The sequence below is a fragment of the Pseudomonas azerbaijanorientalis genome (genome assembly GCF_019139795.1).
Lineage (GTDB): Bacteria > Pseudomonadota > Gammaproteobacteria > Pseudomonadales > Pseudomonadaceae > Aquipseudomonas > Aquipseudomonas laurylsulfatiphila.
Genome location: NZ_CP077078.1, coordinates 1,678,499 through 1,702,107, shown reverse-complemented (window position 1 = coordinate 1,702,107; position 23,609 = coordinate 1,678,499). Strand labels below are relative to the sequence as shown.

The window sequence follows — 23,609 nt, the reverse complement described above, 5'->3', positions numbered from 1 at the left end:
GACGCAGCACTCGATTTCACGGGCATTTTATTCTTGTGTAAAACAATACCGGAACAGTTTAGAAGTGTACGGGGACAGTTACCACAATAGTCGACCGTACAGTGCAGTGTCAGCAAAATCTGTACTGTTTTGTGCGGTAATCGGCAGGCGAAAAAAAACCCGGCGCTGCATGGCAGGCCGGGTTTTCCATCGACGCACACCCTACCGGGCGGCGCCGAGCTGGCCGTTTTCGTCGGAAAACACAATTTCCACCCGACGGTTCTGCGCACGGCCCCGTTCCGACGCATTCGCGTCCACGGGATACTCGTCGCCGTAACCTTCGACCTGGATGCGCTTGTCGTCGATGCCCAGATCCATCAGCACGTCAGCCACCGATTGTGCGCGGTCGCGAGACAGCTTGAGGTTTTCCTGCTTGCCCCCGGTACTGTCCGTGTAACCTTCGATCCGCACCACACGCTTGGGGTTGAGTTGCAGGAACTGCACGATCTTCAACACCACGCGGTTGGCCGAAGGTTTCAATTCCGCTTCACCGGTGTCGAACAGCATGTCGCCCAACGTCATCACCAGACCGCGGTCGGTCTGGGAGGTGGTCAATGCCAGGATCTGCTCTTCGAGCCATTTGCCTTGCTGCTGCACACTGAACAGTTTGGACTCACGCAATGCCAGTTGCAGACGCTGCCGTTCCAGTTCGAGTTTTGCCGCTTTTTCTTCGTTGAGCGCCTGATTGGTGTGTTCCCGGGCAATGGCGCTATAGCGCTGGCTCAGGTAGGCGTAATGCACCACGTCCGAACCACTGCCCCAATAGCTGGACAGGCGGTCGGCACGGGCCAGGGACTCACCGGCGCGGATCACGTCCTTGGGGGCGATTCGCAGCACATTGGAGTCTTCCTTGACCTTCTGAAAGTCGGTTCCAGCCTGCTGCAACGCGGTCTCGCTGTGCTGGCTGACGCAACCGGTCAGGCTGGCGGCCAGGATCAAACCGCCGAGGGTTTTGCTCTTGAGGCTCATTGAGCATCTCCCAGTTGCTTTTGCAGACGGGCGATGCGGGTGTTAAGCACGTTCAACTGTTCCTCGCTCTTGGCCGTCAGCACCTTGGCCTCAGCCAGGCGCGCATCCAGTTCGGCCTGTTCGGCGCGCATGCGCGCATTCTTGAACGATTGATCAGTCATGTTGCCCTTGGCGCGGTTGTACTTGTCCTCGGCCAGTTTCATTTCCGGCACATCGTCGGCGGTGGCACCCACGGCCTTGGCCTGTTCGAGTGCCTGTTCGGTCAGGCGCATTTGTTCATTCGGCGCCGGATCGGTTGCACAACCCGCCAGGGCGACAATGGCCACGGCAGCGAAAAGAGGTCGAATACTCACTAAATATCCCTACTGTTTTGGGGTACTGACGGGTTGTTGCGAGGGTTGCTGCGGTTGTGAGCGCTGTGCCTTCCAGCGCTCGATATTGCGCAGCAGCACGGCTTCCGTCAGTCCGGACGCGGGCAATTCTGTCATCTTTTTGGCCAACTGTCCGCGCAACCACGGATCGTTGCAGGCCGAGTTGTGGGAAATCGCCAGGAACAGGCCAGGCTTGTCGACCGGTTGCGAACGTGCGATCAGATCACCGGCCATGCCCAGTGTTTGTGCAGTCGCCATGCCCGAGTAACGTCCGGCCAGGACAAATTCGACTTCGCCCAACAACAGTTTCTGAAAGGCCAGGGTCAGATTGGACATGCGTGCGAGGGTTAATTGCTGTGCGGCAAAAGTGCTGAATTGCGCGGTCAATCGAGCCTTTTCCGACACGGCACCCGGATGACCGTGCAGATCTTGTGCTTCGTTGTAGACCAGCGTCGAATCCTTGCGCGTCCAGACCAGGTAGTCGTTTTCCAGCAAGGGTGGATGGATGTAATCCAGGGTTTCCAGCTCACTGACGGTCAACGTCGCGTCCGCCAGCATGTCCATGCGTCCGCTGCGCACTTCGTCCAGGGCCTGAGCGCGTTTGCCGGCATACAGCAGTTCGACCTTGAGCCCCAACTCCCCCGCCACTTGCTGCAACAAATCGGCATTGGCACCGATCAGGTGTTTGGGATCTTGCGGGTCTTGCCAAAGGTACGGCGGCGCATCGGGGCTGCCGGTGACCACCAGGCGTTCGCATTTGCCTGCGGCGAAAGACAGCGCCGGCAACAGCGTCAATCCCAGCAAGCTCCACACACAGCGCAGATCCATGGCTTCATACTCCACTCATACCCGGTTATGCCTCCTGTAGGAGCGAGCTTGCTCGCGATGGAGGTCAATGCGCCGCGTTTTTTTTCAGAATGAACGCGTCATCGTTAACGCCCATCGCGAGCAAGCTCGCTCCTACAGAGAGCAAAAAAAAGCCCGGCCAAAAGGCCGGGCTCTTTATAAGTCAAGCCGCCGGTTTAGACCAGCTTCTCGAACTCGGGGATGGCTTCGAACAGGTCCGCCACCAGGCCGTAATCGGCCACCTGGAAGATCGGCGCTTCTTCGTCCTTGTTGATCGCAACGATCACTTTGGAGTCTTTCATGCCGGCCAGGTGCTGGATCGCGCCGGAGATACCGACGGCGATGTACAGCTGTGGCGCAACGATCTTGCCGGTCTGACCGACCTGCATGTCGTTCGGAACAAAACCTGCGTCGACCGCGGCGCGCGAAGCACCCACGGCAGCGCCCAGCTTGTCGGCCAGGGCGTACAGGTGTTTGAAGTTGTCGCCGTTCTGCATGCCACGGCCGCCGGAAACGACGATCTTGGCAGCGGTCAGTTCCGGACGATCGGACTTGGCCAGTTCTTCGCCGACGAAGCTGGAGATGCCAGCGTCGTGGGCAGCGCCTACGGCTTCAACGGCAGCCGAACCGCCTTCAGCGGCAACCGGGTCGAATCCGGTGGCACGCACGGTGATCACTTTCACTGCAGCGTTCGATTGAACGGTAGCGATGGCGTTACCGGCGTAGATCGGGCGCTTGAAGGTGTCGGCGCTTTCTACCGAGATGATCTCGGAGATCTGGTCAACGTCTAGGGCAGCGGCAACGCGCGGCAGGATGTTTTTGCCGTTGGAAGTAGCGGCAGCCAGGATGTGGCCGTAGCCCTTGCCGAGTTCGGCAACCAGCGGCGCAACGTTTTCCGGCAGTTGGTGAGCATAGGCAGCGTTATCGGCTACCAGCACTTTAGCCACCCCAGCGACTTTCGCAGCGGCTTCAGCCACGGCGCCAGCGCCCTGGCCTGCAACCAGCACGTGGATATCACCACCGATTTTGGCGGCGGCAGCAACGGTGTTCAGCGTGGCCGGGGCCAGCACTTTGTTGTCGTGTTCAGCAATAACCAAGATAGTCATTTAGATTACCTTCGCTTCGTTTTTCAGTTTCTCGACCAGTTCAGCCACCGACTTGACCTTGATACCCGCGCTGCGTGCAGCCGGCGCTTCGACTTTCAGGGTCTTGTTGGTGGAGGCGGTGGAAACGCCCAAAGCGTCCGGAGTCAGCACTTCGAGAGGCTTCTTCTTGGCTTTCATGATGTTTGGCAGAGACGCGTAGCGCGGCTCGTTCAAACGCAGGTCGGTGGTGACGATGGCCGGCAGTTTCAGGGAAACTGTCTGCGCGCCGCCGTCGATTTCGCGAGTCACGGCAACGCTGTCGCCGCTGATTTCGACTTTCGAAGCGAACGTGCCCTGACCGTAGCCGCTCAGTGCAGCGAGCATCTGGCCAGTCTGGTTGTTGTCGCTGTCGATGGCCTGTTTGCCAAGGATCACCAGCTGAGGCTGTTCCTTGTCGACAACAGCCTTGAGCAGCTTGGCAACGGCCAGGGAAGTCAGGTCTTCGGCGGACTCGACGAGGATGGCGCGGTCGGCACCCAGAGCCAGCGCGGTGCGCAGTTGCTCTTGAGCGGTGGACGGGCCGACGGAGACGACGACGATTTCAGTCGCAACACCTTTCTCTTTCAGGCGTACGGCTTCTTCCACGGCGATCTCGCAGAACGGGTTCATCGACATCTTGACGTTGGCAAGATCGACGCCGGAATTGTCCGCCTTGACGCGAACCTTGACGTTGTAATCCACAACGCGTTTGACAGCTACAAGAACCTTCATGGATTCCTCGTTACTCTCCGGTGAAAAGAAAGTCGCCTAGGCGAACCTGGCGGTTGATGCTCATCGGGCGCAAGGGCACCTCTAAAAACGCCGGCTAACGTGTCAAGTGACCATCACTCATGATCTGCATGACCATTCGTCAGTGGTGACTGACGAGTCATTCAACGTCACGGCGTGTAAACTTCGCGCCAAACCCGCACGGCGCATCACTCTCTACTGCCATCGCCCTGTCTTTAGAGGTGCTCTTGAAACCAACTGCCAGCCTACGGCGAGCGCAAAACCGCCCGTATCTTGACCGGAACGCCTATTCCGGTCAATACGCCAAAATGGCCGTTCATAAGGCGCGTGACTTTGATTTCTCTGGCTTTGAGCCAATTCAAACAAACGTTTGTATTGGACGCTGAGAGTGGTGTAGATATAATGCGCCACCCAAAGAGAAAGGTGGTCAATCGATTGTCCGCTTTCGGCGTTGCGCCGGAATTCATGGATGCGACACCCAACCTCCAAATTAGAAAAAAAACTGTTGAGCCTTGAGTAGGAGATAACCTGTGGAACGCGAATACATGGAATTCGACGTCGTCATCGTCGGTGCCGGCCCCGCTGGTCTTTCCGCCGCCTGCCGCTTGAAGCAGAAGGCCGCCGAAGCCGGTAAGGAAATCAGCGTCTGCGTGGTCGAAAAAGGCTCCGAAGTCGGTGCTCACATTCTGTCCGGTGCCGTGTTCGAACCACGCGCCCTGAACGAACTGTTCCCGGACTGGAAAGAACTCGGCGCGCCGCTGAACACTCCCGTCACCCGTGACGACATCTTCGTGCTGAAGAACGCTGAAAGCGCGCAGAAAGTTCCAGACTTCTTTGTGCCCAAGACCATGCACAACGAAGGCAACTACATCATCTCCCTGGGCAACCTGTGCCGCTGGCTGGCCCAGCAGGCCGAGAACCTGGGCGTGGAAATCTACCCGGGCTTCGCCGCTCAGGAAGCGCTGATCGACGAGAACGGCGTGGTGCGCGGGATCATCACCGGTGACCTGGGTGTCGACCGCGAAGGCCATCCGAAAGAAGGCCTGTACACCCCGGGCATGGAACTGCGTGGCAAATACACGCTGTTCGCCGAAGGTTGCCGTGGCCATATCGGCAAGCAACTGATCAAGCGCTTCAACCTCGACAGCGATGCCGACGCCCAGCACTACGGCATCGGCCTGAAGGAAATCTGGGAAGTCGACCCGGCCAAGCATCAACCCGGCCTGGTGGTGCACACCGCCGGTTGGCCGATGGACATCATGGGCACCGAGAACACCGGTGGCTCGTTCCTCTATCACCTGGAAAACAACCAGGTCGTCGTCGGCCTGATCGTCGACCTGTCCTACAGCAACACCTACCTGTCGCCGTTCGACGAGTTCCAGCGCCTCAAGCATCACCCGGTGCTCAAGCAGTATCTGGAAGGCGGCAAGCGCATCAGCTACGGCGCTCGCGCCATCTGCAAAGGCGGCCTGAACTCGCTGCCGAAGATGGTCTTCAAGGGCGGCGCGCTGATCGGTTGCGACCTCGGCACCCTGAACTTCGCCAAGATCAAGGGCAGCCACACCGCGATGAAGTCCGGCATGCTCGCCGCTGAATCCGTGGCCGAAGCACTGTTCGCAGAGAAGGACGGCAGCGAAGAGCTGACCACCTACGTCGACGCGTTCAAGAAGAGCTGGCTCTACGACGAACTGTTCGCCAGCCGCAACTTCGGCCCGGCGATCCACAAGTTCGGCGCCATCGTCGGTGGCGGCTTCAACTGGCTGGACCAGAACATCTTCGGCGGCAAACTGCCGTTCACCCTGCACGACACCAAGCCGGATTACGCTTGCCTGAAACTGGCGGCCGACTGCAAGAAGATCGACTACCCGAAACCGGACGGCAAGATCAGCTTCGATAAACTCAGCTCGGTGTTCATCTCCGGTACCAACCACGAAGAAGAGCAGCCGTGCCACCTGAAGCTGGCCGATCCGAGCATCCCGATCAGCAAGAACCTGCCGCTGTACGATGAGCCTGCCCAGCGTTACTGCCCGGCCGGCGTGTATGAAGTGATCACCAAGGAAGACGGCGAGAAGCGCTTCCAGATCAACGCCCAGAACTGCGTTCACTGCAAGACCTGCGACATCAAGGACCCTGCACAGAACATCACCTGGGTAACGCCCGAAGGCGCTGGCGGCCCGACTTACCCGAACATGTAAGCCGACCGCTGAACATCAAGGCTCCCGAATGGGGGCCTTTTTGTTGCCTGGCATTTATGCAACAACACAAACCCCATGTGGGAGCGGGCTTGCGCGCGAAAGCGGTGTATCAGTCGACATCCATGTTGAATGAATGACCGCTTTCGCGAGCAAGCCCGCTCCCACAAAGGGGTCGAATCAGACCTTGAGGCCCAGCTCCGCTGACAGCCGTGCCGTGACCCCTTTGATCAAAGGAATCAGCTCGGCCATTTTTTCCAGCGGCATGTACGGCACGGTACTCGCAATGCTGATGCCGGCGACGATGCGTTTGCTGGCATCGCGCACCGGCGCTGCCACGCAACGGATCGACGGCTCGTTATCTTCCAGATCGAAGGCATAGCCGCCGGCCACGTACTCGACCATGCGCCGCTCGAACTGCTCCCAGGATTGCTCAGGGTGCTGCGGCCAGAATTGATTTTTCCCACCCACCGGCAGGCTGACTTCGTACAGGCGCTGCCACTCTTGCGGCGAATCATCGAGCATCAGCGCCTTGCCGATCCCGGTGCGCGCCAGCGGCATGCGATGGCCGACCCGCGAACGCATTTCCGGGCCATTGCGTCCCGGGTTCTTGTGCAGGTACAGCACTTCGTCGCCTTCACGGATCGCCAGATGAATGGTGTCGCCGGTCAACGCCGACAACTCATCCAGATACGGCCCGGCCAGGGTCACCAACGGCAACTCTTCACGGGCCTGAAACCCCAACTCGATCAGTTTCGGCCCCAGCAGATAGCCGACTTGCGGCACCACCCGCAGGTAACGCTCGTCCACCAGGCAACTGGCCAGGCGATGGGTGGTGCTGCGCGTGGTGCCGATCAGCCGGGCGATCTCCTTGAGATCGCGGGCGCCGCTGGCCACGGCATGAACCACACCCAAACCGCGAAGCAGGGTCTGGGTGCCGGTCGGTGCGGCGTCCTTGGCGATTTTTGGGGCGTCTTCCTGCATATCCAGCCTTTACCGTTGAGCGAGTGAACGGGCGGCATTATGGTCGCCCGCGTGCCACGACTACAACTTGATACGCTCGACCTTGCCCACCAGCAAGATGTAGGACAGTGCGCCAATCAATGCCAGCACCGAGATGTAGGTGATTGCCGGGGCAAAGGAATCACCCGTGGCGAGGAAGCCGATCACGATCGGCGTGGCAATGGCCGCCAGGTTGCCGATGAAGTTGAACACCCCGCCGGTCAGCCCGAGCAAACGCGCCGGGGCGAGCGTCGACACCAGTGACCATGTGATCGAAGCCAGGCCGTTGCCGAAGAATGCCAGCGCGAGGAAGGCAATCACCAGCGGCGTCGACTCAACGAAGTTGGCGCCGATGATCGAGGTGGAAATCAGCAAGCCGCTGATGATCGGCAACTTGCGGGCGAAACCCACCGTGTAACCGCGACGGATCAAAAAGTCCGAGAAGAAACCGGAGCACAGTACGCCGACAAAGGCCGCGAGAAACGGCAGCGACGCCAACAGGCCGGACTTGATGAAATCCATACCGCGATATTTCACCAGGTAGGTCGGGAACCACGTCAGGAAAAACCACAGGGTCGAGTTGAGGCAGAACTGGCCGAGGTAGATGCCCCAGAGCTTGCGCTTGGTCAGGACAATGCCAAGGTCAGTCCAGCTGAATTTGGCTTTGACCTTGGCCTGTTCGGCCTGGATATCCACCAGCCCGCCGCCCTCGCGGATCAAGTCGATCTCCGCCTGATTGGCGCCTTTGAAGTCCCGCGGCTCGCGATACACCGCGTACCAGATCACTGCCCACAGAATGCCTACCGCGCCGGTGGTGACGAACACCATGTGCCAGCCGAATTCGTGCTGCAGCCAGGCCAGCACCGGTGTCAGGAAGGCCAGGCCGACGAATTGCCCGGAGGTGTAGAAACCGATGGCCGTGGCGCGCTCGCGCTCGGGGAACCAGGTGGTGACCACGCGGCTGTTGATCGGATAGGCCGGCGCTTCCAGGGCGCCGACCGCCATGCGCAACACGAACAGCGCGATGAAGCTGCCAGCGAAGCCGAGCATCACGGTGGCAATCGACCACAGCAGCAGCGCTGCCGTGTACAGGATGCGTGGCGGTACCCGGTCTACCAGCCAGCCACCGGGGATCTGCATGGCGGCGTAGGTCCAGCCGAAGGCAGAGAAGATCAGGCCGACATGAATCGGGTCGATGCCCAGGTCACTGGTCAATGCCGGGGCGGCAATCGACAGGTTGCTGCGGTCCAGGTAGTTGATCACCACGGTGATGAACAACAGCACCATGATGAAAAAACGCTTGCGGCTGGGCGTCACCAAGGACGCCTGCCCGGTGAGGGTTTGCGGTTGCATGGGGGGTGCCTCTTCTTATGGTTATTGAGGTCAATGAGAAAACCGGGGGAACGCAGATCCCTCTATCCATGGAGATCAAACTGTGGGAGCGAGCCTGCTCGCGAATGCGGTGTGTCAGGCAACATCAATGTTGAATGCACCATCGTCTTCGCGAGCAGGCTCGCTCCCACAGGACTCAGTGGTGTGTCAGTGACTCACCACTCGGCAAAACTGCCATCGGCATGGCGCCAGATCGGGTTGCGCCAGCGGTGGCCGATGGCGGCGCGTTCGATCACGTATTCCTCGTTGATCTCGATGCCCAGGCCCGGGCCGTTCGGGATCTTCACGAAGCCCTGGTCGTAGTCGAACACCCGTGGGTCTTTCACGTAGTCGAGCAGGTCGTTGCTCTCGTTGTAATGGATGCCCAGGCTCTGCTCCTGGATGAATGCGTTGTAGCAAGCCGCGTCCAGTTGCAGACATGCCGCCAGGGCAATTGGCCCCAGCGGGCAATGCAGCGCCAGCGCCACATCGTAGGCTTCGGCCATGTTGGCGATCTTGCGGGTTTCGGTGATACCGCCGGCGTGGGAAGCATCTGGCTGGATGATGTCGACGTAGCCTTCGCTGAGCACGCGTTTGAAATCCCAGCGCGAGAACAGGCGCTCGCCGAGGGCAATCGGTGTGCTGGTCAGTGGCGCCAGCTCTTTCAGCGCTTCGTAGTTTTCGCTCAGCACCGGCTCTTCGATGAACATCAGCTTGTACGGATCAAGCTCCTTCATCAGCACCTTGGCCATGGGTTTGTGCACCCGACCATGGAAGTCCACGCCGATGCCGACGTTCGGGCCGACTGCATCGCGCACGGCAGCGACATTGGCCAGGGCCTGGTCGACCTTGTCGAAGGTGTCGAGGAATTGCAGCTCTTCGGTGCCATTCATTTTCACCGCAGTGAAACCGCGTTCGACAGCTTCTTTGGCAGCACGCGCCGTGTCCGCCGGACGGTCGCCGCCGATCCACGAATAGACGCGAATCTTGTCCCGCACCTGACCACCCAGCAGGTCGCTGACCGACACGCCCAGCGCCTTGCCCTTGATGTCCCACAAGGCCTGGTCAATACCGGCCAGGGCGCTCATGTGGATCGCACCGCCACGGTAGAATCCGCCGCGATAGAGCACGGTCCAGATGTCTTCGATGTTGCGCGGGTCCTTACCGATCAGGTAATCGGACAATTCTTCAACGGCAGCGGCAACGGTGTGGGCGCGGCCTTCGACCACGGGCTCGCCCCAACCGGTGACGCCCTCGTCGGTTTCGACCTTGAGGAAGCACCAGCGTGGCGGAACGATGAAGGTGGTCAATTTGGTGATTTTCATCTGTTGTCTCTCTTATAGATGCAGCGCTCGCAGCGCCAAAAAGTCTTAGCGAAGGGCTTTCCAGGCAGCGACATAGGCCTTGGCATTGGCCGCCACCTGCGCAGACGTCATGCCCGGTTTGAACAGACCGGAGCCGAGGCCGAAACCTTTGACGCCCGCGTCGATAAACACCTGCATGTTGTCCGGGGTAATGCCACCGACCGGTGCCAGAATCGTCCCGGCCGGCAGTACCGCCAGCCAGGCCTTGACGACTGCCGGTCCCATTTGCTCGGCCGGGAACAGCTTGAGGATGTCCGCGCCTTCGGCCAGCGCCGCGAAGGCTTCGGTCGGTGTGGCGACACCGGGCGACAGAGACAGCCCCGCCGCTTTCGCCGCACGCAGGACCTTCGGATCGCTATGGGGCATGACGATCACCTGCCCCCCCGCCACTTTCACCCGTTCGACCTGCTCCGGCGTCAGCACCGTGCCGGCACCGATCAGGCAATCGGTAGGCAAGGTACTGCGCAGGATGCGGATACTGTCGTACGGTTCTGGGGAATTGAGCGGCACTTCGATGACGCGAAATCCGGCGGCGTACAGGACCTCGCCGACAGCGGCAGCTTCCTGTGGACGCAAGCCGCGCAGGATCGCGATCAGGCCGTTTTGCGCCAGCGCTTGTTTGAGCATGTCAGACCTCCAGGCAGGTTTAACGGGATGCGGTGGACGAGACCAGACCGGCGGCGAGCGCCAGTTGCCACAATCCGCGTTCGGTGGCCTGTTCGGCCAGGGTCACCCGGGTAAAGCCGCAGGCATCGAGCGCACGGCGGTAGCGGGCACAGAGTTGGGAATTACCGATAAGGATGATCGACGGCAGGTGCACGCTGTTGCGCCGACGCCGCTGGACATTGGCCAGGGCCGACAACTCGTGGCCGATCAGCAGGCCGGACAGATAATCGGCCTGGGCGCAGGCGCTCAATTCGCCGGTCAGGCCCAGGCTACGGGCGCTGAACAGCGTCGACAGCGGACCGGTTTCACCGTCCGCCGACAACGCGACCTGCACGCCACGATCAAACGCATCCCCCTCGAAAGACCCGCCACGCTGCTGGGTGCGCCCGAGAATGCTGTGCTCGCTGAGCACTGCGAAGACCTCGCCGGTCATGAAAGTGTCGAAATGCACGATGCAGCCGTCGGCCACTTCCACCCATTTCGAATGACTGCCCGGCAGGCCGATCAGCAGATCCGCACTCGCCTCGCCCGGCAGGTTTTGCAGCACACCGAGCACCTGAGTTTCTTCGCCGCGCATCACGTTCGGCAGACGTGAACGCTCGATGACGCCGGGCACGATGTGCACATCGACGCCACGCAGGCTGCGAACGGTTTGCAAGGAAGTGCCGAGCGTGGCGACGTTCGCCGGCGTGTCGCGGTACGCCGCTTCGCACCAGCCCTGGGCGCTGCCGACCATGCCACAGGCAATCACCTGCAATTGCGGCTGGGCATCGAGCCAGTCACCGCATGCCTCTTCGAAGGCCAGTTCAAAACCGTCGGTGCACTCCCGGCCGCCGATGATTCGCGGCGCCTTGGGCAGCTGCATGATCCCCGACGCCAGCGAACGCTGTTCGAGCACCTGCCCGCCTTCGGCCAGTTTGTAAGCACGTAATGAGGTTGTCCCCCAGTCGAGCGCGATCAATTGCGCCTGCATCGCTTCACCTGTTTTGGTTTTTGGCAGTGAGTGGGCGGGACTATAAACCCGGATGCCGGGAAATCTCAATATATAAATATCAATCCCATATTGTGAGACACGAACAAAAAAAGATCGCAGCCTTCGGCAGCTCCTACAAGGTGAACCTCGTCCCGTTGTAGGAGCTGCCGAAGGCTGCGATCTTTTAAGGGCGATCAATTACCAGCAGCAAAATCCCTCAAAACGGCCCCATCCATCCGATACCGAACCCACTCCTCCTGCGGTTGCGCCCCCAGGGATTTGTAGAAGTCGATGGCCGGCGTATTCCACTCCAGCACGCTCCATTCGAAACGGCCGCAGTCGTTGGCGCAGGCGATTTTCGCCAGATGCCGCAACAGGGTCTTGCCTGCGCCACCGCCGCGCTGCTCCGGAGTGATGTAAAGGTCCTCGAGGTACAGGCAATTGCTGCCCAACCAGGTGGAATAGCTGAAGAAGAACACCGCGAAACCGATGGCTGCACCGTCGCGCAGGCAGATCAGGCCATGGGCCGTGGCGCCTTCGCTGAACAGGCTGCGCTCGATATCGGCAACGCTGGCGATGACTTCATGGCGGGCACGTTCGTAGTCGGCCAGTTCAGTGATGAACGCGAGGATTTGCGGTGCATCACTGGGGGTCGCCGGGCGGATTTCGATCGTCATGGACGTGCCTTGTCAAAAGTTGAAAACGCCATACTAAGGCGACACGATATTTGTGGCGAGGGGGCTTGCCCCCGTTGGCCTGCGAAGCAGGCCCTTTCTCAGCGATCGCATTACACCAGAAAGATTGCAGTTTTCTTATTGGGGTTGCTGCGCAACCCAACGGGGGCAAGCCCCCTCACCACAAGCAAGCTCCCTCGCCACAACAACGCAGAGGCTTCACTCCGGCCGCCACTAACCCTGGCATCGATAACCTTGAACCTGACAATCAGGCACTGCGTGGTTAGATAGAGGCGCTGCTCACTTATCCGGTCAAGGAACCGCGTCATGTCTACCGCAACACCCCCAGTTTCAAGCAAATTGTTCGGCCTGTTTTGCCTTGCCAGTTACCTGCTGTCATTGTCCTATGGCTCGACCTTCCTGCTGTCGCTGCTGATCAACGCGCGTGGTGGCAACGAACACGACGCCGGCAGTGTGATTTCGGCGGCGATGCTCAGCACCTTTGCGGCAGTGATCGTTTCCGGTCATTTGTCCGACCTGCTCGGTGCCGCCCGGTCGGTGGCGCTGTTCGGTGTGTTGCTGGTAGCGGCCAGCCTGGGCTTCGCCCTGACCCCGGGCTTCGGCCCTCTGCTGTTGTTTTTCGGCCTGCTGCTGGGCCTGGGTTGGGGCGTGTTCTACACCCTCGGGCCGATCATCGTGGCAAGCCTGGTGACGCCCGCACAGCGCGCCAGATACTTCGCCCTGCTGTCGGGCAGCATGATGACCGGGATCGGCAGTGGCCCACTGCTCGGCCGCGCGGCGAGTGCCCTCGGGTACCCGGTGACCGCTGCGTTTTATCTGGCGGCGCTGGCCAGCCTGGTCGGTGTGCTGCTGTTCTGGCGCCTGCAGCGGAAATTGAATCAGGCCCCTCTGCCATCGGGCAGCGTGTCGCGGATTTCGTGGCGTGCCGCGGGTCAGGTGCTGTCGTCCAGGGCTGTCTTTCCAATCATCATGGTCGGTCTTGGCGGCTGCGTGTTCGGCGGTCTGTCGAGCTTTCAAACCAGTTATGCCGCAGCGCACTCGCTCGACTACTCGCTGTTCTTCCTCGGTTTCATGAGCGCGGCGATCAGTGGCCGAATGCTGGTTGCCGGGTTCGTGGTCAAGCGCGATCCATTGCGTGCCTCGTGCCTGCTGTCGGGGCTGATGCTGGCATCGATCGTCATGTTCGGTTTTGTCGTCGACAGCAGCTTCAGCTACGTGCTCGCGGCGGTGATGCTCGGGACCGGTTACGGCCTGACCTACTCGGTGATCAACGGCCTGGCCGCCAATGAGGCGCCGACCGGCACCACCGCGCAATCCTTGTTGCTGTTCAGCCTGTCGTACTTCATCGGTGTGTTCGGCTTCCCCTTGCTGGCCGGGAAAATCATCGTCGAGCAAGGGATGGCCACGCTGCTGCTCACCGTGCTGGCGGTTGCTGCGCTCAACTGGTTGATCACCGCAGGCCGATTGATCTGGCGAAGAGCAGCAGCGGTCAGGGCATTGACACAGGCCTGAGCCGTCCGTCGTTAACAACGCACCTATCCCGGGCGAGGACGGACTAATCAGGTAAGGACTCTACCCGTTGGAGACAACACCATGATCCTGTCCAGGTTGACCGCCCTCGCCCTCTGCGCCCTGCTGTCTTGCACCTCGTACGCCGGAGCCATCGGCTCGAGCACCGGCCCGACCAATCCGGTGGAAAAGCCCAGGGCGCCAGCCATCCAGAGTGCCCCCGGCATGAACACCGACGGCACCACGATCGACCACAACCTGCCTCCGTCCACCGGCACCGACCCGCGCATCCAGGGCAATGACATGGGGCGTCAGGGCGGGGCGGACTTGCCGAACAGAAAAACGCCCGGCAGCGGTGGTCTCGGCTCGAGCACCACCGAGGACGAGGACAGCAACATCAGCCAATAGTGAAGCCAGGATAAATGTACTGAAGCTGATGGCCCCTTCGCGAGCAAGCCCGCTCCCACAGGATCTATGCCACACACCCTGTGGGAGCGGGCTTGCCCGCGAAGGCGTCGTCATATCCAACATTTACATTTCAGACAGACCTTCGCGGGCAAGCCCGCGCCTACAGAGGAAATGAATGTCAGCGCTGCTTAAGTCGGTCAATGACCACCGCCAGCAGCAAGATCGAACCGCGAATCACATACTGATAAAACGTATCGATATTCTTCAGGTTCATCGCATTCTCGATGATCGCCAGAATCAACACCCCGGCAATCACGTGCCGGATCATGCCGATCCCGCCACTCAACGATACCCCGCCCAGTACACAGGCCGAGATCACGGTCAGCTCGAAACCCTGGCCGATCATCGGTTGCCCGGAGGTCATGCGCGACGCCAGGATCACCCCGGCCAGCGCGCCGATCACGCCATGCACGGCAAAGATGATGATTTTGGTCCGGTCGACATTGACCCCGGCCAGCAACGCCGCCTCCTGATTGCCGCCGATGGCCATGGTGTTGCGCCCGTAGGTCGTGTAGTTCAGCAACCAGCCGAAGAACAGGAAGCAGACGATGGTGATCAGGATCGGTACCGGCACGCCGAACATCTGACCGTTGCCGAACACGAAGAACGACTCCTGGGACACCCCCACCGCCTTGCCGTTGGCGAAGATGTAGGCCAGGCCGCGCACGATCTGCATGGTCGCCAGCGTGGTGATCAGCGCGTTGACCCGCAGCTTGGCAATGACGATGCCGTTGATCAGCCCGACGATCAGGCCCATCACCAGCGCCGCACAGACACCGAGAAACACGCTGTCGGTATCACGCATCACCACCGCCGCAACCACCCCGGCACAGGCAATCACCGAGCCCACCGACAAGTCGAAATGCCCGGACGCCAGGCAATACAACATGGTGCACGCAGCGATCCCGGTGGTGGAAATCGCCAGGCCCAGGCCACGCATGTTCAGCGGCGACAGGAAGTTGTCGATCATCAGGGTACAGAGCACGAAGATTCCGACGGCCGCCAGCAGCATCACCCAGTCATCGAGGAAGCGCCGCAGGTCCAGCGGTTTGCGCGTGGTCGGCAGGGTGTTGTTTTGGGTTGTCATCATAGTCACCTCTCAGTTCGCCACGCCGTCAGCGCGTTGGCGCGGCAAAGCCAGTTGCAGCAGGTTGGATTCGTTGGCCTGGTCGCGGCTCAGCTCGCCACGCAGCGCGCCTTCGCACAGCACCAGGATGCGGTCGGAAATGCCCATGACTTCCATCAAGTCGCTGGACACCACAATCACCGCGATCCCCTCGGCCGCCAGGTTATGGATGATCTGGTAGATCTCGGCCTTGGCACCGATGTCGATGCCGCGGGTCGGTTCGTCGAGCAGCAACACTTTCATCGGCATCGACAGCCAGCGACCGAGAATGGCCTTCTGTTGATTGCCACCGGATAGAAACTTGATCGGCTGCCCGGCGTGTGGTGTTTTTACCTTGAGCGCCTTGATCTGCTGGTCGGCGTTGCCTTTCTCCCACTGGCCACGCAACAGGCAGCCGAAGGTGGAATGGGCGCCGCGGGCGCTGATGTTGATGTTCTCGGCGACGCTGGCCAGCGGCAGGATGCCTTCCTTCTTGCGGTCCTCGGGGCACAACAGGATCCCGGCGGCAATCGCATCCCGGGGTGAACGCAGCTTCAGTTCATGGCCACGCAGTTTCAGCTGTCCGGCGCGGTTTCGCGCCAGGCCGCTGAGCAGGCGCAGCAGCTCGGTGCGACCGGCGCCCACCAGCCCGAACAAGCCGAGAATCTCGCCTTTGTGCACCTCGAAACTCACGGGCTCGCGTAACCCCGGCCCGAGCAGACCGTCGACCTTGAGCGCCACCGCACCGCGCTGGCGCGGGCGGTAATCGTAGATGTCCTGGATGTCGCGCCCGACCATGCAGGTGACCAGTTGATCATGGGTCAGCTCGCTCATGTCATCGAACGTGCGCACGTATCGTCCGTCCTTGAACACCGTCACCGCATTGCAGATGCGGAACACTTCTTCCATGCGGTGGGAGACGTAGAGCACCACTTTCCCCTCGTCCCGCAGCCGGCCGATGATCGCCATCAAACGGTCGATCTCCCGTGCCGAAAGGCTGCTGGTGGGTTCGTCGAAGGCAATCACATGGGCGCCACGGGACAGCGCCTTGGCGATTTCCACCAATTGCCGCTGGCCGAGAGACAGGCGCCCGACTTTCTCCTGCGGGTCGATCTCATCGGCCAGGCCTTTGAGACAGGCCAGTGCCTGCTGGCGCAGGGCGCTGCGATTGATCAGGCCGAAACTGGCTGGCAGATGCCCGAGAAACAGGTTCTCGGCCACGGTCATTTCCGGCACCAGATGCAGCTCCTGGTGGATCACCGCGACGCCACTGCCGATGCTGTCGGCGGTGGACTTGAAGTCCATCGTCCGCTCGCCGATCTGCAAGGCTCCGCTGCTGGGTATGTAGGCCCCGCCGAGGATTTTCAGCAGCGTCGATTTGCCGGCGCCGTTCTCGCCCATCAAGGCATGAACCTGCCCCGGATGGGCGACGAAGCTGATGTTGTCCAGCGCCTTCACCCCGGGAAAGGTCTTGCCGATCCCGTTGAAACGCAAGCTGCCGCTGTGTTGTTGTGTATGTGTTTGCGCGTGCATAACCCACCTCTTCAAACCGGACAGGCAGCCTCGTCGCCGAGACCGCCGCTGAAACCAATGGCCGTCAGTTCCACAGGCCGATCTTTTCCAGTTCCTGCTTGAAGTTGTCGCGGGTGATCAGCGTCACGTCATCCATGGCTGTGTACTTCGCCGGTTCTTTGCCGGTGGTGACCCACTCGTACATCATGCTTGCGGTCTTGTAGCCCTCGATGTGCGGGCTCGGCAGCATCGAACCATAAAAGCCGCTGTCAGGCTTCTTCAGCTCGCCGATGGCGTCGGTACCGTTGATGCCGATGCCGATCACGTTGGCCGCAGCGAACCCGGCGCTCTCGGTGGCGCGCACACCGCCGAGCACGGTGTTGTCGTTCATGCCGCCGATGATCAGGTTCTTCGCTGCACTCGGCAGTTTCACCAACGCCGAGTTAGTGGCGTCCATGCTGCCCGGCACGTCGAGGGTCTTGAGGGCCGAGAACAGGATGTGGTCCTTCGGCATGCCGGCGTCTTCCAGGGCTTTGACCGAACCGTCAGTGCGCTTCTTGCCGGTGTCGAGTTCGTTGTAGGTATTGATCACCGCGTACGTGTCTTTCCAGTCCCAGCCGCGTTTCTTCGCCTCGGTGGCCATGGCATGGCCTTGCTTCTGGCCGACTTCGAACGCAGCCATGCCGAGGTACGGCACGTCTTCCATGAATTTGCCGCTGGCATCGACGAAACGGTCATCGACAGCGATCACCTTCAACCCGCTGAGCCTGGCCTTGGCCATGATTGCCGGGCCGAGGGACACGTCCGGCGGACAGATCACGAAGCCTTTGGCGCCGTTGGCGGCGAGGCTGTCGATGGCCGACAGGGTTTTCTCACCGTCCGGCACGGCGATCTTGATCAGGGTGAAGCCCTTCTCTTTCCCGGCCTTTTCGGCAAACGCCCACTCAGTCTGGAACCAGGGCTCTTCCGCTTGCTTGACCAGAAAACCGATTTTCACTTCCTCGGCCGCCAGCAGCGTGCTGCTCAGGCTGACCGCCGAGACCGCCAACGCGGCACAGCATAGGGAACGGATAGCACGACGACGATTCATAAGCTGACTCCTTGTTATTTTTCTTGAGCGTTCTTTGAAAGCGTTCTGTAAAGCCTGGGCGGTAAACCGTACTGCCAATAGTCATATCGTATGATGATTGACTTTCAGACGTACCAGGACGCCTGAAAGCCCGGCCACTCAGTCGTGGTACATCACCGAGCGCCCACCATCGATGGTGATACACGAGGCATTGATGAACGGCGCTTCATCACTGGCCAGGAACACCGCAGTCATCGCCACTTCAATCGGCTGGCCGATGCGTTTGGGCGGATGCAGGTCAAACGCACGCTGGCGCTCAGCGTGAGGGTCGGCGAAACCGTTCCAGTAATCGATATTGATCTGGGTTTCGATATAGCCCGGTGCGATGGCGTTGACGCGGATGCCCCTGGACGCATATTCGATACCCAGCGCGCGGGTAAGCCCGAGCAAGCCGTGCTTGGCCACCGGGTAGGGAAAGCAGCCCGGAATGATGTGGGAGGAATGGGACGAGGCAATATTGATGATGCTGCCGATGCCCTGCTCGATCATCTGCGGCAGCACCGCCTTGCAGCCATACCACGCGCCATCGAGGTCAATGGCAAAGCAGCGACGCCAGTCTTCCTCGGTCATTTCCAGCGGATCACGGAACACGTTGACCCCGGCGCAGTTGACCAGCACATCGATCCGGCCATGTCGCTCGACCGCCAGCCTGGCCATAGCCTGCAGATCCTGCGGCTGTGAAACGTCAGCCTTGATCGCCACCACGTCGGCGCCCTGTCCGCGCCAGTGCGCCGCGACCTTCTCGACCTTCTCGGCCTGGATGTCGCTGATGATCAGCCTGGCCTGCTGGGACACAAAGGTCGCCACAATGGCCTCGCCAATGCCCTGGGCGGCACCGGTCAGCAATACGACTTTGTCTTTGAGGCGCTCACCCTTGGGCGGCTCGGGCACCGGGGGCAATGACAGCGGTTCAGCCATGGTTCAAGACTCCTGTTCGAAAACACGACGAAAACCGGACATCAGTCGATGGCCGGTCAAAAGGCGTTGTGGAAGAAAACAGGTGAAAGCGAAAACGTTTCAGCTTGAAAACGCTCTGCGGCACTGTCTGCGCAAGGGAGCACGGGGGAATTTCGCTGCATCACTTCACCTGTTTTGTTTTTTTGAGTGTGAGTGCATGTAACTGGTGAGGCCGACTATAAACCTGGCCCGCAACAAATCTCAATATATATATTCATATCCCATATTATGGGAATTAACCCGCAAAACGCGTACAACGCTTCCCGGGCACATCCACTGGAATCGACAGCACCGCCCCATCCAGGGGATGGCCCAGTGGACTCGCCGCGCTGGTGATGTACAGGGTTTTCAGGTCTGCACCACCGAACACGCAACTGGTGGGACGACTGATCGGCAGTTCGATGGTCCGGTCGACTTTGCCGTCAGGGCTCAACCTGAGCAGACAGTGGCCATCCCAACGGGCATTCCAGATAAAACCTTCGGCATCCATCGCCGAGCCGTCCGGGCCGCCGCGCCCGTGCGGGCCAAACCAGACCTGCGGCGCATCAAGGGCGCCGTTGCTACGGATGAAGTGTCGATACAAGGTGCCATCGAGGCTGTCGCCGAAATAAACGCTGGTGGCGTCATCGCTCCACAACAGCGTGTTGGGAATGCCCAGGTTGCGCAGTAACGGCACAACCCGCCCGGCACGATCGATGCGCAACAGTCCACCCGAACGGCGCACGATGGGCAGGTCTTCGCCCTGTTCTCCGATATTGTTTTGCATGGTACTGAGCCAGAGCCGGCCCTGGGCGTCGCAGCGGGCTTCGTTGGGGCGGTTGCCCGGTTGCGGATCGGCCACGCAGAACAATGTCAGGCGCGGCGCCAGGCCCGGTGAATCGAGATCGAGCCGATACACGCCACTGCTCAATGTCACCAGCGCGTCGCCGCTTTCACAGGGGATGAAGGCTGACACATGTTCCGGCATCTGCCAGATCTGCACGTTGGCGCCGATCAACCGCAACGCCTGTTTACCCGCGATATCCACCCAATACAGGGCCTGGGTCGGCGCATCCCAGAACGGACCTTCGCCCAGTTTCGCCCGATGCCCGGTAACCGCCGTCAACGTCATGAAACCTCCTGCATGGTTCTTGTTTTTATGATGTAGGACCCAGCTTGCTGGCGATGGTGTGTCAGTCGGTCTCGTGGTAGCTGATAAACCATCGCCAGCAAGCTCGCTCCTACAGGGGTTCGAGTGCTCAACTGGCCTTTTTATCGGCCATGACTTGCGGGTAGTAACGCTTGATCGCCAGGGCGGCGTTATCGATCAGGTTCATGCAGGCCCAGACGCCCCGAGCGGTATCACGGGCCGCAATAGCCTCGGCCAGGTCCCGGTGAATCGGCAAGGTGCGACGCAGTTCATCCGGGTCGGCGGCGGACACTTCAAAGGCCACCGCCAGCAACGCGCCGAGGGCGGGAACCATTTGTTCGATGAATTGATTGTGGCTGGCGGCCAGGATGCACTCGTGGAAGAGCTGGTCGGCACGGTTGTAATCGATGCCGCTGTCCACCGCCCGTTCCAGTGCGTTGCAGGCCAACAGGATCGCGTCCACCTGTTCGCCGGTTGCGCGCTCACAAGCCCAGCGCACGGCCATCGGTTCGATGGTGCGACGCAGATCGAGCAGATCGTCGACGAAGTTTTCCGGCAAGCCGCTGCGCGACAGCCAGCCGACGACTTGTGGATCGAAGAGGTTCCAGCGCCGCACCGGCAACACTCGCGTGCCGACTTTCGGGCCGACTTCGAGCATGCCTTTGGCAACCAGGGTTTTGATCGCTTCGCGGATGACCGTACGGCTCACGCCAAGTTGTTCGCCGAGGTCGGCTTCGACCTTGAGTGACTCACCCGGCCTGACCTGCCCCGTGGCCAGCCAGCATCCCAGCCAGTCGACCGTCGTAGCATGAAAGCTGTTGGACATGAGCACCTCCAAGCCGTATGCGATGGAGGACCACGCTAATCATCATACGATTGTGTGTCAATTTGATTTTTTGAAGAAATCAGAAATCTGACGCGGGAGCGGGCTTGCTCGCGAATGACGGTGTTACTGAATCAACTCGGTACTGAGTACTTTTGAAGACCCACCTATCACGCTCTCGCTGAGCTGAACAAACGCCTGGGTATCGATTTCCCCCTGCTGCATCGCCCCGCGCAACACGTCGTCCAGTGAACGCTTGTTGTGGGTTTTCAGACGAATCTCGCGATCCAGTTCCTGCAGCAACACCACCGCCCTGGCCACCTGCGCCGGGTTGACCCGATCACTGCGCAGCGTGGTGACTTTCTGGCTGGTCCCGACCAGTTTGCCGTGCAGGCTCTCGTAGCGTTCATCGCTCATGCCGCCGGCCCGGCGCACCAGTTCGATGGCGTAATACTCGGCAAAGCCTTCATTGATCCAGTCACTGCGCTTTGTGCCGTTGATCCGCCCGAACACCTGGGCCAACTCGCGAACCAGGGCGCTGGAGCCGCTTTCGCCGACCAATGGCAGGCGACTGTTGAGGTAGATCGACTCATGCGCAGACCGGCTGCCACGCCACATCGGATCATTGGCCCCGACGATCAGCAGTTTGCCCGGGTGTCGCGGGTACAGCGCCTGCACTTGCGGCCAGACGAAGGTCAGCAGCGTCAGCACATCCATACGCCGCATGCCCTGCCCCAGCGGCGAGGCGACGGTGACTTCAGTCTCGCCCAGACGGGTACGGCGGCTGCCAAGCTGGCCGGCGAGCATCCAGCCCGTGGGCCGGTCGAACAGCCTGGAAGGGTTATCGATACGGAACTTGTTCTGGCCGATCCGTGGCCACGCGGTTTCGACGCTTTTCCAGCCACCGGGCAGCTCGAATTCAAGGCGTGAAACCAGTTCGATGCCATCTTGTTGATCGAGTCTGGCAGGCGGCACCAGATCGTCGCCGCGCATCAATGCCCAGCTTGGCGTCATGCGAGCATCAAAGCTGCCGTTCTTGCGACCGTGGTTGATACTCACCCGATACGTCAGGCTGGCCTTGTCAGCCGCTGGACGCCAGACACCCCGCACCGCTTTGCCAGGGGTCAGTTGCCATTGGCCGTCGGCCTTGAAATCGCTGTAGTGGCTGCCGTCGCCGAGGTCGAAATCCAGGCTGCGAACCGCCGAGCCCTGGGCGAGCGTCAGGCGCACTTCGGCCTGATCGTTCTTCGGCAACAGGCGCACGTGATAATCCAGATCGACCTTGTTCGCTGCCCATACGGGCGCACTCACGGCCAGTAATCCAACGCCCCACGCCTGCCGCCATCCCACAGCCATACACACTCCTTCGTGAAAGGTTGAGCCTCTGGCAGTCAGCCTGCGCGGAAAATCAGGTGATCTTCCCAGTCGTCTTCCGGCACGCTGCCTTCGGCGAGCATGCGCCCGGACTGGGAAATCCGCTCATGATGCACGGCATCGCGATCACCGCACACCAGGTGATGCCACAACGGCAGGTCCTTGCCTTCGCTGACCAGACGATAACCGCACGTCGGCGGCAGCCATTTGAATTCGTCGGCCTTGCCCGGCGTGAGCTGGATACAGTCCGGCACAGTGTCACGACGGTTAGGATAATCCGTGCACTGGCAGGTTTTCAGGTCCAGCAGTTTGCAGGCGATGCGCGTGTAATAGACGCTGTTGTCGTCTTCGTCTTCAAGCTTTTGCAGACAGCACAATCCACAGCCGTCGCACAGCGACTCCCATTCCTCCTGATCGAGTTGATCGAGGGTCTTGCGTATCCAGAACGGTTCTACTTTGGCGGCCATGGTTCGAGCATCGACATCAGGTGGTGAAAAGGCCGCCAGTCTAGTGCCCGAAGCCCCGTGGGCCAAGCATTGGCGACTGTCGGTAGAACGGGCTTGTCAGTTTCTGCGCTGCCAAGTAGGGTTTTTCGTCGCTTCCACTTTCAAACGTAGCAAGGAATCTCTTGATGAGTGCCAACCCACGCGTTGCCGATTACACCATTGACCCTCAGTTCACCGATCGCTGGTCGCCCCGCGCCTTCACTGGCGAAGCCATTGCCGAAGAAACCCTGCTGAGTTTCTTCGAAGCCGCGCGTTGGGCACCCTCGGCCTACAACTCGCAACCCTGGCGCTTTCTTTACGCACGTCGCGATACGCCGAACTGGGAGCGCTACCTGGGACTGCTGAACGAGTTCAACCGCAGCTGGGCGCAACATGCTTCGGCCCTGGTGATCGTGATTTCGAAAACCACCTTCACCGCGCCAGGCGCCACCGAAGAAACCCCGGCCCTGTGGCACACCTTCGACACCGGTTCCGCCTGGGGCCACCTGGCCCTGCAAGCAAGCCTGAGCGGCTGGCACACCCACGGCATGGCCGGCTTCGACCAGGAACTGACCCGCAAGGAGCTGAACATTCCCGAAGGCTACGCCCTGCACGCCGCCGTCGCGGTGGGCAAGCTGGGGGACAAGGCCAGCCTGGCGGATTACCTGCAGGCCCGTGAAGTACCAAGCCCGCGTCGCCCGTTGAGCGAGCTGGCGGCTGAAGGCGACTTCAGTCTCTAAGCCATACTGAAAATCC

The 23,609-nt window shown here is 60.6% G+C and carries 23 protein-coding genes; 4 read left to right on the top strand and 19 right to left on the bottom strand.

Annotated features, from left to right (window positions below; genetic code table 11):
* Positions 1 to 201 precede the first annotated feature (201 nt).
* The 5 genes from KSS91_RS07525 to KSS91_RS07505 all read right to left on the bottom strand — a co-directional run bounded on the left by KSS91_RS07525 (position 202) and on the right by KSS91_RS07505 (position 4,081).
* Complete coding sequence (locus KSS91_RS07525; RefSeq protein WP_217837496.1) at positions 202 to 1,008, bottom strand: OmpA family protein; 807 nt, start codon at positions 1,006 to 1,008, stop codon at positions 202 to 204.
* A complete protein-coding gene (locus KSS91_RS07520; protein ID WP_015093949.1) occupies positions 1,005 to 1,361 on the bottom strand; it encodes a DUF4398 domain-containing protein in 357 nt (118 codons plus the stop codon). Before KSS91_RS07520 ends, KSS91_RS07525 begins: the two co-directional genes overlap by 4 nt.
* 9 nt (positions 1,362 to 1,370) lie before the next feature.
* A complete protein-coding gene (locus tag KSS91_RS07515) occupies positions 1,371 to 2,207 on the bottom strand; it encodes a substrate-binding periplasmic protein (RefSeq protein WP_217837495.1) in 837 nt (278 codons plus the stop codon).
* A gap of 194 nt (positions 2,208 to 2,401) precedes the next feature.
* The gene (locus tag KSS91_RS07510) at positions 2,402 to 3,331 is read right to left on the bottom strand and encodes an electron transfer flavoprotein subunit alpha/FixB family protein (protein WP_217837494.1); all 930 of its coding nucleotides are present in this window, start codon (positions 3,329 to 3,331) and stop codon (positions 2,402 to 2,404) included.
* Entirely contained in the window at positions 3,332 to 4,081 is a 750-nt protein-coding gene (locus KSS91_RS07505; protein ID WP_015093946.1) for an electron transfer flavoprotein subunit beta/FixA family protein, read from the bottom strand. It abuts the gene before it with no gap.
* A 548-nt stretch (positions 4,082 to 4,629) separates the two neighbouring features.
* On the opposite strand from KSS91_RS07505, the gene KSS91_RS07500 reads away from it, so the two are divergent.
* A complete protein-coding gene (locus KSS91_RS07500; RefSeq protein ID WP_217837493.1) occupies positions 4,630 to 6,294 on the top strand; it encodes an electron transfer flavoprotein-ubiquinone oxidoreductase in 1,665 nt (554 codons plus the stop codon).
* Positions 6,295 to 6,471: 177 nt separating this feature from the next.
* On the opposite strand, the gene KSS91_RS07495 is transcribed toward KSS91_RS07500, so the two are convergent.
* From KSS91_RS07495 to KSS91_RS07470, 6 genes are all read right to left on the bottom strand, one after another.
* Positions 6,472 to 7,275 (bottom strand): IclR family transcriptional regulator, encoded by an 804-nt coding sequence (locus KSS91_RS07495; protein WP_217837492.1) that lies wholly within the window; start codon positions 7,273 to 7,275, stop codon positions 6,472 to 6,474.
* 60 nt (positions 7,276 to 7,335) lie between these two features.
* Positions 7,336 to 8,646 carry an MFS transporter gene (locus KSS91_RS07490; RefSeq protein ID WP_116579996.1) on the bottom strand — a complete coding sequence of 437 codons (1,311 nt, stop codon included), beginning with the start codon at positions 8,644 to 8,646 and terminating at the stop codon, positions 7,336 to 7,338.
* A 194-nt stretch (positions 8,647 to 8,840) separates the two neighbouring features.
* A complete protein-coding gene (dgoD, locus tag KSS91_RS07485) occupies positions 8,841 to 9,989 on the bottom strand; it encodes a galactonate dehydratase (RefSeq protein ID WP_007977010.1) in 1,149 nt (382 codons plus the stop codon).
* A gap of 45 nt (positions 9,990 to 10,034) precedes the next feature.
* Positions 10,035 to 10,655, bottom strand: coding sequence for a 2-dehydro-3-deoxy-6-phosphogalactonate aldolase (locus tag KSS91_RS07480; RefSeq protein ID WP_217837491.1), 621 nt, complete (start codon positions 10,653 to 10,655; stop codon positions 10,035 to 10,037).
* A gap of 19 nt (positions 10,656 to 10,674) precedes the next feature.
* Positions 10,675 to 11,667, bottom strand: a complete 993-nt coding sequence (locus tag KSS91_RS07475; RefSeq protein ID WP_217837490.1) for a 2-dehydro-3-deoxygalactonokinase — start codon at positions 11,665 to 11,667, stop codon at positions 10,675 to 10,677.
* 194 nt (positions 11,668 to 11,861) lie between these two features.
* Positions 11,862 to 12,344, bottom strand: a complete 483-nt coding sequence (locus KSS91_RS07470; protein ID WP_085724875.1) for a GNAT family N-acetyltransferase — start codon at positions 12,342 to 12,344, stop codon at positions 11,862 to 11,864.
* Between the two features lie 324 nt (positions 12,345 to 12,668).
* Here KSS91_RS07470 and KSS91_RS07465 point away from each other — a divergent pair, with 324 nt between their 5' ends.
* The gene (locus tag KSS91_RS07465) at positions 12,669 to 13,874 is read left to right on the top strand and encodes an MFS transporter (protein WP_217837489.1); all 1,206 of its coding nucleotides are present in this window, start codon (positions 12,669 to 12,671) and stop codon (positions 13,872 to 13,874) included.
* A gap of 81 nt (positions 13,875 to 13,955) precedes the next feature.
* Positions 13,956 to 14,279, top strand: a complete 324-nt coding sequence (locus KSS91_RS07460) for a hypothetical protein (protein ID WP_217837488.1) — start codon at positions 13,956 to 13,958, stop codon at positions 14,277 to 14,279.
* A 178-nt stretch (positions 14,280 to 14,457) separates the two neighbouring features.
* Here the strand turns inward: KSS91_RS07460 and araH are convergent, their stop codons facing one another.
* The 8 genes from araH to KSS91_RS07420 form a co-directional block, all read right to left on the bottom strand.
* Positions 14,458 to 15,426 (bottom strand): L-arabinose ABC transporter permease AraH, encoded by a 969-nt coding sequence (gene araH / locus KSS91_RS07455; RefSeq protein ID WP_126050913.1) that lies wholly within the window; start codon positions 15,424 to 15,426, stop codon positions 14,458 to 14,460.
* A 12-nt stretch (positions 15,427 to 15,438) separates the two neighbouring features.
* On the bottom strand, positions 15,439 to 16,977 hold the full coding sequence (araG, locus tag KSS91_RS07450) for an L-arabinose ABC transporter ATP-binding protein AraG (RefSeq protein WP_217837487.1): 1,539 nt from the start codon (positions 16,975 to 16,977) through the stop codon (positions 15,439 to 15,441).
* A gap of 64 nt (positions 16,978 to 17,041) precedes the next feature.
* A complete protein-coding gene (locus KSS91_RS07445; RefSeq protein WP_217837486.1) occupies positions 17,042 to 18,046 on the bottom strand; it encodes a substrate-binding domain-containing protein in 1,005 nt (334 codons plus the stop codon).
* A gap of 138 nt (positions 18,047 to 18,184) precedes the next feature.
* Positions 18,185 to 19,003 (bottom strand): SDR family oxidoreductase, encoded by an 819-nt coding sequence (locus KSS91_RS07440; RefSeq protein ID WP_217837485.1) that lies wholly within the window; start codon positions 19,001 to 19,003, stop codon positions 18,185 to 18,187.
* A gap of 274 nt (positions 19,004 to 19,277) precedes the next feature.
* Entirely contained in the window at positions 19,278 to 20,153 is an 876-nt protein-coding gene (locus KSS91_RS07435; RefSeq protein WP_217837484.1) for an SMP-30/gluconolactonase/LRE family protein, read from the bottom strand.
* Between the two features lie 127 nt (positions 20,154 to 20,280).
* Entirely contained in the window at positions 20,281 to 20,997 is a 717-nt protein-coding gene (locus KSS91_RS07430; RefSeq protein WP_217837483.1) for a FadR/GntR family transcriptional regulator, read from the bottom strand.
* A gap of 123 nt (positions 20,998 to 21,120) precedes the next feature.
* Positions 21,121 to 22,350 (bottom strand): hypothetical protein, encoded by a 1,230-nt coding sequence (locus KSS91_RS07425; RefSeq protein ID WP_217837482.1) that lies wholly within the window; start codon positions 22,348 to 22,350, stop codon positions 21,121 to 21,123.
* 35 nt (positions 22,351 to 22,385) lie between these two features.
* On the bottom strand, positions 22,386 to 22,835 hold the full coding sequence (locus KSS91_RS07420; protein ID WP_007984794.1) for a YcgN family cysteine cluster protein: 450 nt from the start codon (positions 22,833 to 22,835) through the stop codon (positions 22,386 to 22,388).
* A gap of 164 nt (positions 22,836 to 22,999) precedes the next feature.
* Here KSS91_RS07420 and KSS91_RS07415 point away from each other — a divergent pair, with 164 nt between their 5' ends.
* Positions 23,000 to 23,593: a nitroreductase family protein gene (locus KSS91_RS07415; RefSeq protein ID WP_015093931.1), complete on the top strand. Its 594-nt coding sequence runs from the start codon at positions 23,000 to 23,002 to the stop codon at positions 23,591 to 23,593.
* The last annotated feature ends 16 nt before the right edge of the window (positions 23,594 to 23,609 follow it).